The sequence below is a fragment of the uncultured Devosia sp. genome (assembly GCF_913055165.1).
In the GTDB taxonomy this organism is placed as follows: domain Bacteria; phylum Pseudomonadota; class Alphaproteobacteria; order Rhizobiales; family Devosiaceae; genus Devosia.
Genome location: NZ_CAJXJS010000078.1, coordinates 1 through 13,037, shown reverse-complemented (window position 1 = coordinate 13,037; position 13,037 = coordinate 1). Strand labels below are relative to the sequence as shown.

Sequence of the window (13,037 nt, the reverse complement as noted above, 5' to 3'; positions counted from 1 at the left end):
CACACTAAACGCAATGATCAGAACCCAGACCGACTACGCCAACCCAGCTCCAAGCTGAATACAGTTGCCAGTGGAGCAAATTTAGGCAAGCAGGCCGCGAGACCTATGGTCGAGTGGCGGCTCGCAGGGCCCAGATCCTCAACGGGCACGATGCAGTTCTACCCGGCTCGCCAAGGCGAGCCGGTTTGCATTCCCGGGGGCGCGTGATAATGCTCCCCCTCTAATTCTTCCGACCCTAGGCCAGCCATGTCCAACGAGAACATTTTTCGCGAGATCGACGAGGAACTGCGCACCGATCGCATGCGGGCGCTGTGGCGCCGTTTCGCGCCCTTCGTGATCGGGGGTGCTGTGGCCATCGTCGCGCTGGTTGCCGTCAACGAGGGGTGGTCCTGGTATACCAATAGTCAGTCCGCCACCGCCTCCGAGGCGCTGTATTCGGCCTTTGACGCCGCCGAGGCTGGTGATCTTGAGCAGGCGCAGACCCAGCTCGAAGCCCTGGCGGCTGATGGCTCGGGTGGATATCCCGCACTGGCCGAATTCCGCCAGGCCGCGCTTCTGGCGGAGCAGGGCGACACCGCCGGCGCTGTGGCCGCCTATGATGGACTTGCCAACACCCAGTCCAACACCCGCCTGCGGGAACTGTCTCTGCTGCTGGCCGCCAATATTCTGGTCGATAGCGGCACCTTGGCCGATGTCGAGGCACGCATCGGCACGATCGCGTCCGAGGATAACCAGATGCGCCGCGTGGCGCGGGAATTGCTGGGGCTCGCCCAGTACAAGGCAGGGGATTATGCCGCCGCCCAGGCCAGTTTCGAGGCCGTGATCAATGATCCATTGGCGCAGGCTGCGATGCGCAATCGCATGGCCTATTACCTCGCCCAGATGCTCTCTGAGGGCGTCGCGGTGATCGAGGAACCCGCTGAGGCGGAAGCCGCTGCCGAGGCCATCGACGCCATCGTGCAAGGCGACGCCGAAGCGGCGCCTGCCGCTGAACCTGTCGGTCAATAGCCTGCCGCACCTTTAGGGGATACCGCCATGACGGTCACCGTTGCCATTGTCGGCCGCCCCAATGTCGGCAAATCGACACTTTTCAACCGCCTGGTCGGCCGCAAGATCGCTCTTGTCGATGACACGCCGGGCGTGACCCGCGATCGCCGCGAGGCCGATGGCCGTATTGCCGACCTGAGCTTCAAGGTGCTCGACACCGCCGGATATGAAGACGTCAAGGACGGCTCGCTCGAAGACCGCATGCGGCAGCAGACCGAACTGGCGATCCGCGAGGCCGACGTTATCCTGTTCATGATCGACGCCCGCGCCGGGGTCGTGCCGCTGGACCAGCGCTTTGCCCAGGTTTTGCGCAAGGCGGGCAAGCAGGTGCATTTGGTTGGCAACAAGGCCGAAAGCAGTGCGGCGGAAGCCGGTCTGGTCGAGGCGTTCAAGCTGGGATTCGGCGAACCCATCCCGCTTTCCGCCGAGCATGGCCTGGGCCTGTCCGAACTCTATTCGATCGTCTCCGCCGCCATCGACAAGGCGGAAGAGAAAAAGGCAGCCGAGGCCGCCGAAGACGCTGAGGATCACGCTGACCTCGACATCATGCCCGAGGTCGATGTCGACATCACGCCGGACATGCTGGAGGGCGAGGGCGACGACGCCACGCTGCGCTGGAACCCGCGCCGTCACCTCAATGTGGCCATCGTGGGCCGCCCCAATGCCGGCAAGTCCACTCTGGTCAACCGCATGGTCGGCGAGGACCGCGTGCTGGTCGGCCCCGAGGCAGGGATCACCCGCGACAGCATTCTGGTCCCCTGGGAGTGGGAAGGGCGGACCATCAACCTGGTGGACACGGCCGGTATCCGCCGCCGCTCCCGGGTGACCGAAAAGCTTGAGAAGCTGGCGGTGGGCGACAGCCTGCGCTCCATCCAATATGCCGAAGTCGTCGTGCTCATGCTCGATGCGACCATCCCGTTCGAAAAGCAGGATTTGGCCCTGGCCGATCTGGTCGAACGTGAAGGAAGGGCCATGGTCATTGCCCTCAACAAATGGGACCTGATCGAGGACAAGAACAAGACGCTCGCCGAACTGCGCGAGGCCTGTGAACGGCTCTTGCCGCAGCTGCGCGGCGTTCCGCTGGTGACGCTTTCCGGCCTTACCGGGCGCAATATCGACAAGCTGATGGATGCCATCTTCGAGATCGAGCGCAGCTGGAATGCCCATGTTTCGACATCACGGCTCAACCGCTGGCTGGCGGGCATGATCGAGGGCCATCCGCCCCCGGCTGTCTCTGGCCGCCGGCTCAAGCTGCGCTACATGACCCAGGCCAAGACGCGTCCGCCGAGCTTCATCGTCTTCTGCTCGCGCCCCGACGCCGTTCCGGCCTCCTATCAGCGATATCTGGTCAACGGGTTGCGCGAGGCCTTCGACATGAAGGGAACGCCGATCCGCTTGTGGCTGCGCGGCGGCAAAAATCCCTATGCGGACAAGAAATAGCAGTTGTGAACCGATCGGCTGGTCATATCGGACCAATGGCTCTGTTTACCACCACCGGCCTTGCCCTATAGTGCGCGCGTCGTAGCACCCCGCCATTGGTCGCGGCGTGCCAATGCTGCACCGTCTTGATCACAGAAATTCTCATCGTCATCGCGCTTATTCTGGTGAATGGCGCCCTGGCCATGTCCGAACTGGCCGTCGTGTCCGCCCGCACCGCGCGTCTCAAGGTTTTGGCGGAGCAGGGAAACACGGGCGCGGCAACGGCCATGCGCCTGGCTGAGGAGCCCGGCAAGTTCCTGTCCTCCGTGCAAATCGGCATCACCCTGGTCGGCATCCTCTCCGGCGCCTTCTCCGGCGCCACGCTGGGCCTGCGTCTGACGGCCTGGCTCGAACAGATCGGTGTTCCCGACAGCATCGCCGATGTCGCGGGCGTCGGGGTCGTGGTTGTCCTCATCACCTATTGCTCGTTGATTCTCGGAGAGCTGGTGCCCAAGCAGATTGCCCTGCGCAATCCCGAGGGAGTCGCCGCGCGTGTCGCCCAGCCAATGGCGCTGTTGGCGCGGGTCGGGACGCCCATCGTCTGGTTGCTCGATATTTCGGGAAAGCTGGTTCTGCGCATTCTCGGCCAATCCGAACGCGGCGAGAACTCGGTGACCGAGGAAGAGGTGCGCTCGATCATCGCCGATGCCACCTCAGCCGGCATTCTGGAGCATGAAGAACACTCGATGATCTCCGGTGTCATGCGCCTGGCCGATCGTTCGGCGCGTGGCATCATGACCCCCCGGCTCGACGTGGTTCTGATCGATCTTGAGGATAGCTACGAGGACAATCTCAAGGTCATTCTTGAGACATCCCATACCAAGGTTCTGGTTCAGGACGGTGACGCGGACTCCATCGTCGGTGTGCTGGCGCAGTCCGACCTGCTGCCGGCACTGGTGGCCGGCTCGCAACCGGATTTGCGGGCCCTGGTCAAGCCCGTGCCAGTGGTCATGGAGCATGCCGACGCCCTGGACGTGGTCGAGTCCATGCGCAAGGCCCGGGCCCAGATGGCGCTGGTGGTGGACGAATACGGACACTTCGAGGGCATCATCACCTATGGCGATGTGCTCGAGGTGATCACTGGCATCTATAACGAGGAGCCGGGCGACGAGCCGGCCCTGACCCAGCGCAAGGATGGATCTTGGCTGGTGGCGGGCTGGATGCCAGTGCATGATTTTGCCGAGCGGTTCAACGTGCCGGTGCCCAAGGACGCACGCTACGAAACTCTGGCCGGCTACGTGTTGGCGCAGGTCAACCACATGCCAAGTGTCGGTGAAAGTTTCGAGCAGGACGGCTGGCGCTTCGAAGTGCTCGACCTGGATGGCCATCGCATCGACAAGGTTCTGGTTGCCCCCATCGAGCCAGCGGGCTGATAGCCCGCAGACCGCCGCGGAAGATCGGCGCTACAGGTCCATTCCAAACCAGACTACGCCCGGTTCCTCGCGCACCGGCGTAAAGCCACTGCGGCTCCAGAAGGCGATGCCGCCAGTATTTGTAGCGCTGGCGCCCAGGTGAATGCCGCTGACGCCAGCATTGCGGGCGCGATCGATCCACATTTGCAACAAACGGGTGCCGACCCGCTGTCCGCGCAGGCGCGGCAACAGGTTCATGTGGATATGGGCGGGATAGCGGGCCACCAGGTCCGCGGGGGTGGCGCTTGGCCTCATGATGGTGGCGATGCGCTTGCGGTCCGCCTCCGTCATACCGGAAGGGTCGGCATAGCGGGCGCGCAGCCCCGGCCACCAATCCTGATCAAGCCGCGCATTGAACCGGTCCGTATCGTGGGTGCCCACTACATAGCCGGCTACCCCCTCGGCGTCTTCGGCCACGAACACATTGTCCGGCTCCAATACGCCATAGGGTGCTGCATAGATGTGCCCCACCAATTGCAGATCGGTGTGTTGCGCACTGGCGTCCTGACCGGCGTCACCGGTCTTCACGCAGATCGCATAAAGAGCGTCGAGGTCGCTGGCTCGGTACGGGCGCAACTGCAGCATGGTTCAGATGTCTTCGAAAGCGCCGGTGCCAACATCGAACAGGCGGCCATTTTCCGTCAGCGACGGGCTCAGCATATCGATGAGCTTGGGTGCGACATCGGCGGGGGGCGGCAGCGTATTCGGGTCCTCACCCGGCATGGCCTTGGCGCGCATCGCGGTGCGCACAATGCCCGGATAGAACACATTGGCCCGCACATTGGTCGAGGCGATCTCGCCGGCATAGGATTTTACCAATGCATCCAGGGCCGCCTTGCTGGCCGCGTAGAGGCCCCAGAAGGGGCGGGCGGAGCGCGCTGCGCCGGACGAGACGAACACGGCGCGGCCGGCTTCGGACTGGCGCAGGAGAACGTCAAGCGAGCGGATCAGGCGATAATTGGCGGTGACGTTGACCGCCAGCACCTTGTCGAAATCATCTGGCTTTATGTGGGCGACGGGGCTCAGCACGCCCAGCTGCCCGGCATTGGCGACCAGGCCGTCCAGATGTCCCCAGCGCTCGAAGATCGCCGCGCCCAGCCGGTCGACGGCGTCGCCATCGCGCAGATCGAGAGGTACCAGCGTCGTTGAGCCGCCAATTGCCTGAATGGCGTCGTCAAGTTCCTCGAGTCCACCAACGGTCCGCGCAACCGCGATCACATGCGCGCCGCGGCGCGCCGCTTCGATCCCCGCGGCATAGCCGATACCCCGCGAGGCCCCGGTGATCAGCACGACCTTTCCGGTCAGCTCGGTATTGTCAGTCATCAACCCGCTTCCTTGAGCAGCGAAATCTGCTTGGGGTCGCTCATCGTCCGCCCATGCAGATCGGTCAACTGCGTCGGATAGTCGCCGGTGAAATAGTGGTCGGTGAACTGCGGCGCTTCAGCGTTGCGCTTCTCGCCCCCGACCGCCTCATACAGGCCGTCGATGGAAAGGAACGCCAGTGAATCGGCGCCGATATAGCGGCACATGGCGTCCAGGTCGCCATACTGGTTTGCCAGCAGCTTGTCCGGATCAGGGGTGTCGATCCCGTAATAATCCGAATGGAAAATCATAGGGCTGGCGACCCGGATATGCACCTCGGTAGCGCCTGCTTCCCGGATCATCTGCACGATCTTGATCGAGGTCGTACCGCGCACAATGGAGTCATCGATTAGCACCACGCGCTTTCCGGCGATCTCGGCCCGATTGGCCGAATGCTTCAGACGGACACCGAAAGCGCGGATCTGCTGTGTCGGCTCGATGAAGGTGCGGCCCACATAATGGTTGCGGATGATACCCAGCTCAAAGGGGATCCCGCTTTGCTGGGCAAAGCCAATAGCGGCGGGGGTGCCGCCATCCGGCACCGGCACGACTACGTCGGCCGCAACCGGGCTCTCTTTGGCGAGGTTGATGCCCATGTTCTTGCGCGCCGTATAGACGCTGCGGCCCGAGACCATCGAATCGGGGCGGGCAAAGTAGACATATTCGAACAGGCAGGGGCGTTCTGGTGTCTTGCGGGCCGGCTTGCGCGCATCGATGGTGATCGAGCCGTCGGGCTGGATCTCGCAAATGATGACTTCGCCATTCTCGACGTCACGCACATATTTTGCCCCGACAATGTCGAGCGCGCAGGTCTCCGAGCAGAAGATCGGCTTGCCATCGAGTTCGCCCATCACCAGTGGCCGGATGCCGACCGGGTCGCGCGCGGCGATCAGCTTGGTGCGGGTCATCGCCAGCATGGCATAGCCGCCTTCCATCTGCCGGATGGCGTCGATGAACCGGTCCGTGCTCGACGAATGGCGCGACCTGGCGATCAGGTGCAGCACAACCTCGCTGTCGGATGTCGACTGGCAGATGGCGCCCGTGGCGATGATCTGGCGCCGGAGGGTCAGGCCATTGGTGAAATTGCCGTTGTGGGCAATGGCGATGCCGCCCACTTCCAGTTCGGCAAACAGCGGCTGCACATTGCGCAGTGCCACTTCGCCGGTGGTGGAGTAGCGGGTGTGGCCGATGGCGATGCTGCCAGGCAGCTTCGCCAGCACGGCGGGGTCGGTATAGTGGTCACCCACCAGACCCATGCGCTTTTCCTGGTAGAATTGGCGACCATCAAAGCTGACGATGCCGGCTGCCTCCTGTCCGCGATGCTGCAGGGCGTGCAGCCCCAGCGCGGTCAGCGTCGAGGCATCGTCATGCCCTAAAATGCCGAACACGCCACACTCTTCGTGCAGCGTGTCTCCATTGAGATCGAAATCGTCATCGTTCCAATGGGTCACTGGGCTCTCCATGCGAATTGGGGCTCGCTCGCAAATAGCGCATTTTCCTTGCCGCTACCAATGACACTTATGGTCGGCAGGATTGCGGCGGGGGCGCTGCTTCCCGCCGCATTGTTCAAATGTCAGGCCTCGGGCGCCGGGTCGACGACCGGATCGGTCGGGTCCACGGTGCCATCGATGCTCGGATCAGGGGCGCCCTCGAGCGGGGCGGCCGGTGCCTGTGGGTCTTCGGTCAGATTGGCGCCGCCGCCCTGCAGAATATCGGTCACCTGCTGCTCCAGGCCTTCGGGCAGCATTGAGATCAAGGTGTTACCCATGTCACGAAGATAGGGCAGGGACTGCGCATTGGCCGCCCAATCGGGCAGATTGGTGCCCAGCAGCCAGATGCCGAAAATCGTCACGACGATGGCAATCAAGATGCCGCGAAGAACACCGAACACGAAGCCAAGAGTCCGGTCGATCGGGCCGATGCGGCTATCGACGACGAAATCGGCGATGCGCATGGTCAGAAGGTGCAGCACGATTAGCGCGACGATGAACGTTACCACCACGGTGGCGATATCGGCGACCACTGGCTCGGCGATGTATTGCCGGGCGATATCGGGATGGTACTGCCACATATAGACGGCAATGGCGGCCGAACCGGCCCAGGTCGCCAGGGAAAGGACCTCTCGGGTCAATCCGCGCGCGGTTGCCAGAATCGCCGAGATCAGCACCAGCACACCAACACCAACGTCGAACGCAGTCAGCATATGTATTTGCCCTGTTTTCTTGCCGCCCCGGCTTTGGCTGGTCTTTAGCGGCTTTGGCGCGCCCTGCCAAGGGTGGGCAGGCATCGCTGCGCCGATCTCCCCGAAAACCGGTCGCCTACCAAGCCTCCGGCTCCGGTTCCGGCATGGGGCGCTTGCCCCGCGCGGCAATGCGGCTGACCATGTCGCTCAACTGCGCATACTCGGTTACTTCCAGATTGCCACCGCGATCCGCCTTGCCCAGCTTGCCGGTGACGACCGAGCCAAAGCCGAGCTTTTCGGCTTCACGCAGGCGCAACGCGCCATGCACGACCGGCCGCACGCCGCCGGCCAGGGAGATTTCGCCGAAATAGACTGCATCGGCCGGCAGTGCCGCGCCTGTCAGCGACGAGATCAGGGCTGCGGCCACGGCAAGGTCGGCGGCCGGCTCGTTGATCTTCAACCCGCCCGCAACATTGAGGTAGATGTCATTGGCCCCGATGCGGACCCCGCAGCGCGTTTCGAGCACCGCCAACACCATGGAAAGGCGCGAACTGTCCCAGCCCACTACGGCCCGGCGCGGCGTGCCGAGCGGGGAGGGGGCCACCAGCGCCTGAATTTCGATCAGGATGGGACGGGTGCCCTCCATGCCGGCAAAGACCGCCGAACCGGCCGCATCCTTGTCGCGCTGATCAAGGAACAGGGCCGAGGGATTGGCAACCTGCTCAAGCCCTCGTTCGGTCATGGCGAAGACGCCGATCTCGTCCGTTGCGCCATAGCGGTTCTTCACCCCGCGCAGGATGCGGAAGGTGTGGCTGCTGTCGCCCTCGAAATAGAGCACGGCATCGACCATGTGCTCGACCACGCGGGGCCCGGCAATCTGCCCGTCCTTGGTGACATGGCCGACCAGGACAACAGCTGCCCCGCTTTTCTTTGCCAGGCGGGTCAGTGCCTGGGCAGAGGTGCGGACCTGGGTGACCGTGCCGGGCGCACTGTCGACGCGATCCGTCCACAGGGTCTGGATGGAGTCGATGATGACCAGGTCCGGTGGCGGCCCGTTTTCCAGCGTGGCGAGAATGATCTCGACATTGGTTTCGGCGGCCAGCAGCACACCGGCTTCGCCCAGTCCGAGCCGTTGCGCGCGAAGGCGCACCTGTGCCACCGCCTCTTCACCCGAAACATAGATGACGCGCTTGCCCTGTTTGGCTAAAGCCGCTGCCGATTGCAGCAGCAGGGTCGATTTGCCGATTCCCGGATCGCCGCCGACCAGCAGGGCCGAGCCCTTGACGAACCCGCCGCCAGTCACCCGGTCCAGCTCGGCAAAGCCGGTCACGACGCGCGCGGCGCTTTCCGTTTCGCCCGAAAGCGGCACCAGATTAGCCGGCCGCCCATTGGCCTTGGCGGACTTGGGTCCGGCGCCGACACCTGAATCGACCAGTTCCTCGACGATGGTATTCCACTCGCCACAGGCGTCGCACCGCCCCTGCCACCGGCTGGAAACGGCCCCACAGGACTGGCAGATGAACTGCGATCGGTTCTTGGCCACGCCTATTCCTTCTCCCGCGCGATCAGGCGTTCCGCCAGCTTTCGCGTCGTATTCCAGTTGCGCGCCGTGTTGAGCCCGCAAAGCTTGTCAATCTTCCGGATCAGCCTGCCAGACTTGGCGACATCCTGCGAAAAATCCACGATCAGGTGGTTGGCGACAATGTGGATCGCCTCCGGTCCGTCATGATCCCCGATCCAGCCAAAATCCGGCTTGGCCGCGGCAAAGAAATATACTCCGGTCTCGTTCGGCCGCTTCAGGGCCGCCTCTGCGATCGGGTCCGCCTTGAGCAGATTTTTCATCTGCGCCGACGATCGCACGACGGGGACAACATTCTCACCCAGCCCGAAGCCACGCAGGACAGGCTCCATCGCCTTGCGCGCCGCCGCTGGTGTCCCGCCAAATCCTGCGACCATGTTGCCCGTATTGACCAGCGTCTCAGGCCGAATGAACCCGGCTGCCTCCGAGGCCTCCCGCCACTGTGCCATGCTCATGAGCCTATGCGTAACCGGACCAATGGCGCGCAGCAGGATGGCATAGAGAGGTGGGGAACTGGCCAATGCAAATCCGGAGGTTATGATCGCGAGCAAGACTAACAGCGATCCAGCGCTCCCGGCAAGAACAAAATAAGAACAACACTATAGCAAGTGGCAGCGCATCACTCCGGCAAATGCCCGTCTCCGACATAGTTACGGGTGTACCGGCCCTTGAGACTTGTCAGAACCTCATAACCGATGGTTCCCGCAGCGTCCGCCTGGTCGTCGACACTGATATGGGGCCCGAGGACCTCGGCGCCTTCACCCGGCATGGGCAGGTCGGACCCAAGTTCGGTGACGTCCACCACGGTCAGATCCATCGAGATCCTGCCGATCACGGGGCAGAGCTTGCCGCGAATGAACACCTTGCCGCCGGGGCGGGGATTGGTAGCCGACAGCGATCGGAAGAAGCCATCGGCGTAGCCGAGACCCAGGATGGCCAGCTTGGAATTGCGGTTGAGCGTATAGGTGGCGCCGTAACCAACGGTCTCGCCGGTCCGTGCTTCGGTTACCTGCAGGATCGGCATGTGCAGCGTCACCACCGGCTGCATCGGGTTCTTGCGCCCACTGACGGCGCGGCCGCCATAGAGCGCGATACCCGGGCGCACCATCTGGAAATGATAATCGCGGCCGGTCATCAGCCCTGCCGAATTGGCGAGCGACGCGGGAATGCCCGGAAACTGAGCCATGACCGAACCGAACAGCGCCAATTGCGTGCGGATCTTTTCATGGTTGGGCGTATCGGCACAAGCCAGATGGCTCATGATCATCTGGGGCGCATAGCCGAGCTTTTCGATGCGCTCGCGCACCTGAGCCGCCTCATTCAGGCGGAAGCCCAAGCGATTGATACCGGTGTCGAAATGAAAGGCGGCAGGATAGGCTTCGTTGCGCTCGACGCATTTGGCCAGCCACTCTTCCAGCATCGACATGGAACCGAGCACCGGCATCAAATTCTGCCGGATGTAGAGGTTCGCAGCGCCGGGATAGAGACCATAAAGGATGAAGATGTGTGCGTCCGGCACTGCCGCCCGAACCGCCATGCCTTCATCCGGGGTGGCAACAAAGAAGAACCGGGCGCCCGCTGCATGCAGCGCCTTGCTGGCCTGCTCGATGCCAATGCCATAGGCATCGGCCTTGACTACGGCAGAAGTCAGTGCGCCGGCGCTCACCTTGTCCAGGGCCCGCCAGTTTCGGGCCAAAGCCCCAAGATCGATGCTCAGTTGGCCGCCAAGGCCCGAAGTCAGCGCCATGCCTATTCCATGCGTTCAGGCAGATAATCTGCCCGAGCAAGGTTACCAAAGCGGGTGAATTGGGCCTCGAAGCTCAACTGCACCGTGCCGGTGGGGCCGTGACGCTGCTTGGCGATAATCACTTCCGCCTTGCCATGGACCTTCTCCATCTCGCCCTGCCACGTCAGATGCTCCGGCGTGCCCTCTTTGGGTTCCTTGTTCTTGAGATAGTATTCTTCACGATACACGAACAGAACCACGTCCGCGTCCTGTTCGATAGAACCCGATTCGCGCAGGTCCGCCAGTTGCGGATGCTTGTCGTCGCGCGCTTCCACCTGTCGGGAGAGCTGGGAGAGGGCAATGATCGGCACTTCCAGTTCCTTGGCGAGCGCCTTGAGCGTGGTGGTGATCTCGGTCAACTCCTGCACGCGGTTCTGGCTTGAGGCCTTGGAAGAACCCGAAAGCAGCTGCAAATAGTCGACGATCAGAAGGTCGAGCCCCTTTTGCCGCTTGAGGCGCCGGGCGCGGGCAGCAAGCTGCGCCACCGAGATGCCGCCGGTGTCGTCGATATAGAGTGGCACCTTGCTCATGACATTGGAGACGTCGACCAGCTTGGCGAACTGGTTGTCGTGAATGCGGCCACGGCGGATATCGGATGACGAGATCTCGGCCTGCTCGGCGAGAATACGCGTGGCGAGCTGTTCGGAGCTCATTTCCAGGCTGAAGAAGCCGACAATGCCGCCATTGACCGTCTTGGAGTGGCCGTCTGGCGTCACGTCTCCGCGCCAGGCCTTGGCCACGTTATAGGCGATATTGGTAACCAGCGAGGTCTTGCCCATGGCGGGACGGCCGGCCAGGATGATCAGGTCGCTCCGCTGCAACCCGCCCATCTGCCTGTCGAGATCGTGCAGGTCGGTGGCGATGCCGGAGAGGCCGCCATCGCGCTGGAAGGCTTCGCCTGCCATCTGGATGGAGGCATTCAGCGCCGCACCAAAGGCCTGGAAGCCGCCATCATAGCGGCCCTTTTCGGCCAGCTGGAACAGCTCGCCCTCAACCTTCTCGATCTGCTTGACCGGGGTCATCTCCACATCGCTGTCATAGGCGACCGAGACCATTTCCTCGCCCACCATGATGAGGTTGCGACGGATGGCCAGATCGTAAATGGCCTGACCATAATCGGCTGCATTGAGCACCGTCGTCGCCTCCGCCGCCAGGCGCGAGAGATACTGCATCATGGTGACGTCAGGCAGCAGCTGGTCGGGCAGGTGGGTCTTGAGCGTTGCCGGTTCCGCCGCCTTGCCGGCGCGGATGATCTTGCCGGCCAGTTCATAGATTTCGCGATGGATGGGCTCGTAGAAATGCTCGGGCAGCAGGAAGTCGGCGACGCGATAAAAGGCGTCATTATTGATCAGGATCGCGCCCAGCAGCGCCTGCTCCACCTCCACATTGTGCGGGGCGACGCGAAAGGCTTTGTCTTCGGCGGGGTGAAGGCGTGCGATCTCGGCCATGGGACGTCCTGTGGGGGTTAACCTTTCTTAACCATGCAATGGCGGCTCATGTCCCGCGCTAAGGCAGCACTGGTTAATGCCGAACAAGCAGCATGTGAACATTGTGGAGAACGGGGAAAATCTCCACACCACCTTGCCATGTTGGGACTCAGCGCCGGGCTTGCCGAGTCTCGCCTATTTGCCCCCAAAAGCAAAGGCCGGGCGCAGGGCCCGGCCTTCAATTCTCGTCCGTAATCGAAGACTACTCTTCGAAGCGATCGTCCGAAGCCGCGTCCTGCTGTCCGGCGGCGAAATCGCCGTCTTCATCGGCCTCGAAGGTGTGGACGGTAACGTCTTCACCAGCGGCCTGACGCTCGGCTTCGTCTTCCGAACGGGCAACATTGACGGTGATCTCGACGGCCACTTCCGGGTGCAGCGACAGCGAAACGCTGTGCACGCCCACGGTCTTGATCGGGTCGGCAAGGTCGACCTGGTTGCGCTGAACGGTGAAACCGTCCTTGGCCAGGGCTTCCACGATGTCGCGCGCGGCGACCGAACCGTAGAGCTGGCCGGTTTCGCCGGCCTGACGGATCATGATCACGGCATGGCCGTTGAGACCTTCGGCAATGCCAGCGGCGGCGTTTCGGCGCTCTTCATTGCGCTGTTCGATATGGGCGCGTTCGTTTTCGAACTTCTTGCGGTTGGCTTCCGTGGCGCGCAGGGCCTTGCCCTGGGGCAGCAGGAAGTTACGGGCAAAGCCGTC

At 62.9% G+C, this 13,037-nt stretch carries 11 protein-coding genes and 1 pseudogene; 3 read left to right on the top strand and 9 right to left on the bottom strand.

Translation table 11 applies throughout. The features are described 5' to 3' along the window. The first annotated feature begins 246 nt into the window (after positions 1-246). From QZ564_RS17475 to QZ564_RS17465, 3 genes are all read left to right on the top strand, one after another. Positions 247-1,008, top strand: coding sequence for a tetratricopeptide repeat protein (locus QZ564_RS17475; protein WP_297112785.1), 762 nt, complete (start codon positions 247-249; stop codon positions 1,006-1,008). Between the two features lie 27 nt (positions 1,009-1,035). Continuing rightward, on the top strand, positions 1,036-2,487 hold the full coding sequence (gene der / locus QZ564_RS17470) for a ribosome biogenesis GTPase Der (RefSeq protein ID WP_297112782.1): 1,452 nt from the start codon (positions 1,036-1,038) through the stop codon (positions 2,485-2,487). 125 nt (positions 2,488-2,612) lie between these two features. Then, positions 2,613-3,899 carry a hemolysin family protein gene (locus tag QZ564_RS17465; protein WP_297112779.1) on the top strand — a complete coding sequence of 429 codons (1,287 nt, stop codon included), beginning with the start codon at positions 2,613-2,615 and terminating at the stop codon, positions 3,897-3,899. Positions 3,900-3,929: 30 nt separating this feature from the next. Here QZ564_RS17465 and QZ564_RS17460 read toward each other — a convergent pair whose 3' ends face one another. From QZ564_RS17460 to rplI, 9 genes and pseudogenes are all read right to left on the bottom strand, one after another. Continuing rightward, positions 3,930-4,523, bottom strand: a complete 594-nt coding sequence (locus QZ564_RS17460) for a GNAT family N-acetyltransferase (protein ID WP_297112776.1) — start codon at positions 4,521-4,523, stop codon at positions 3,930-3,932. A gap of 3 nt (positions 4,524-4,526) precedes the next feature. Further along, complete coding sequence (locus tag QZ564_RS17455; protein WP_297112773.1) at positions 4,527-5,261, bottom strand: SDR family NAD(P)-dependent oxidoreductase; 735 nt, start codon at positions 5,259-5,261, stop codon at positions 4,527-4,529. Continuing rightward, positions 5,261-6,763 (bottom strand): amidophosphoribosyltransferase, encoded by a 1,503-nt coding sequence (purF, locus tag QZ564_RS17450; RefSeq protein WP_297112770.1) that lies wholly within the window; start codon positions 6,761-6,763, stop codon positions 5,261-5,263. The genes QZ564_RS17455 and purF overlap by 1 nt, the downstream gene beginning before the upstream one ends. Positions 6,764-6,873: 110 nt before the next feature. Next, the gene (locus QZ564_RS17445; RefSeq protein ID WP_297112767.1) at positions 6,874-7,503 is read right to left on the bottom strand and encodes a CvpA family protein; all 630 of its coding nucleotides are present in this window, start codon (positions 7,501-7,503) and stop codon (positions 6,874-6,876) included. 115 nt (positions 7,504-7,618) lie between these two features. Next, positions 7,619-9,025, bottom strand: coding sequence for a DNA repair protein RadA (gene radA, locus QZ564_RS17440; protein ID WP_297112764.1), 1,407 nt, complete (start codon positions 9,023-9,025; stop codon positions 7,619-7,621). Between the two features lie 2 nt (positions 9,026-9,027). Beyond that, on the bottom strand, positions 9,028-9,582 hold the full coding sequence (locus tag QZ564_RS17435; protein WP_297112762.1) for a DUF1697 domain-containing protein: 555 nt from the start codon (positions 9,580-9,582) through the stop codon (positions 9,028-9,030). Positions 9,583-9,680: 98 nt separating this feature from the next. Beyond that, positions 9,681-10,808 carry an alanine racemase gene (alr, locus tag QZ564_RS17430; protein ID WP_297112759.1) on the bottom strand — a complete coding sequence of 376 codons (1,128 nt, stop codon included), beginning with the start codon at positions 10,806-10,808 and terminating at the stop codon, positions 9,681-9,683. A gap of 2 nt (positions 10,809-10,810) precedes the next feature. Further along, positions 10,811-12,295 carry a replicative DNA helicase gene (locus QZ564_RS17425; RefSeq protein ID WP_297112756.1) on the bottom strand — a complete coding sequence of 495 codons (1,485 nt, stop codon included), beginning with the start codon at positions 12,293-12,295 and terminating at the stop codon, positions 10,811-10,813. A 325-nt stretch (positions 12,296-12,620) separates the two neighbouring features. Then, a pseudogene (rplI, locus tag QZ564_RS17420) lies at positions 12,621-13,037 on the bottom strand (50S ribosomal protein L9); the annotation flags it as partial.

What these genes read in the sequence shown, in the direction of transcription:
- QZ564_RS17475 (WP_297112785.1), top strand. Translation starts at nt 247, where the DNA reads ATGTCCAACGAGAACATTTTTCGCGAGATCGACGAGGAACTGCGCACC.
- der (WP_297112782.1), top strand. Translation starts at nt 1,036, where the DNA reads ATGACGGTCACCGTTGCCATTGTCGGCCGCCCCAATGTCGGCAAATCG.
- QZ564_RS17460 (WP_297112776.1), bottom strand. Translation starts at nt 4,523, where the DNA reads ATGCTGCAGTTGCGCCCGTACCGAGCCAGCGACCTCGACGCTCTTTAT.
- QZ564_RS17455 (WP_297112773.1), bottom strand. Translation starts at nt 5,261, where the DNA reads ATGACTGACAATACCGAGCTGACCGGAAAGGTCGTGCTGATCACCGGG.
- purF (WP_297112770.1), bottom strand. Translation starts at nt 6,763, where the DNA reads ATGGAGAGCCCAGTGACCCATTGGAACGATGACGATTTCGATCTCAAT.
- QZ564_RS17445 (WP_297112767.1), bottom strand. Translation starts at nt 7,503, where the DNA reads ATGCTGACTGCGTTCGACGTTGGTGTTGGTGTGCTGGTGCTGATCTCG.
- alr (WP_297112759.1), bottom strand. Translation starts at nt 10,808, where the DNA reads ATGGCGCTGACTTCGGGCCTTGGCGGCCAACTGAGCATCGATCTTGGG.
- QZ564_RS17425 (WP_297112756.1), bottom strand. Translation starts at nt 12,295, where the DNA reads ATGGCCGAGATCGCACGCCTTCACCCCGCCGAAGACAAAGCCTTTCGC.